The 913-nt window shown below is 31.3% G+C and carries 1 protein-coding gene; it reads left to right on the forward strand.

Features of this window, described 5'->3' with window-relative positions:
- Positions 1-777: hypothetical protein (locus E1171_RS23310; protein WP_187696128.1), on the forward strand; the 777-nt coding region annotated here is incomplete at its 5' end.
- Positions 778-913: the final 136 nt, after the last annotated feature.

The raw sequence follows: 913 nt of genomic DNA on the forward strand, positions 1-913 counted from the left end.
GAATTATCTATTGCGGAGGAAATAGAAGAAAATTCATATTTCATTAGCAAGGTGGATTACTTTTCCTTTGAGGGACTTGGTCAACCCATTGAGGTTTTGTTAAATGCAAACAAAAATTATCACATTAATATTGTTGGGTATTATCAATTGACAGATGATGATGTTGTTGAGGTGGAAAATCAAGGATATACAGTTCAAGAAATTGAAATCTTTAATGAATTTGACTCCCAGAAGCCTACCCCTGATGAAATAGGAAGTATTTTATATGGAGGACCCTTTATTGGTGTGCATTTTGGGATTAATTTAATTGGTTCAGTTTTTGACATTACTAGTAATGATTTCAATCCTGACCCTAACAACACTATTACATTTGATTTAGAAAATATAAATACTTATAATAAAGTATGGCAAATTAATACTTTGAATCTTGAATCCTTCGATGCTTTGGGAGATGTCATTTTGGCTTTTCATACTCTTAATGCTGGAATTGTTGATGTCAATTTAAATGAACCTATTGAGGAACTATTGGTAGTAAAAGATTATTTGGAAAAAGTGAGTTTGAATTATGTGTCTCCTTCGGGTCAAAGAACCGTGCTTGCTGTTAATGAAAATGTTTTCTTTGGCGACCAAATCAATTATATCAAGCTAAATGTGAATATTCCAGAATTAAACACTGATGAGAATGGAGAATTAATTGATTTTAATCCTGATGGGATGACAACAATTAATTTTTTGTTTGGTTTGGAGTTATTTAAGGAAATTGAAATAAATCTTTGATTTAAATATAAAAGGTCCAGTCTTCAAAAATCTCTTCTCGGTCTCATTGCAAATGAGGCCGAGGGATACCTTCTTTTTCTTTTACTTTTTCCATTTTCCTAAATACACCTTATTCTCTATTTAGGGAGTTTCTTTT

The sequence above is a fragment of the Xanthovirga aplysinae genome (assembly GCF_009711365.1).
GTDB lineage: Bacteria > Bacteroidota > Bacteroidia > Cytophagales > Cyclobacteriaceae > Xanthovirga > Xanthovirga aplysinae.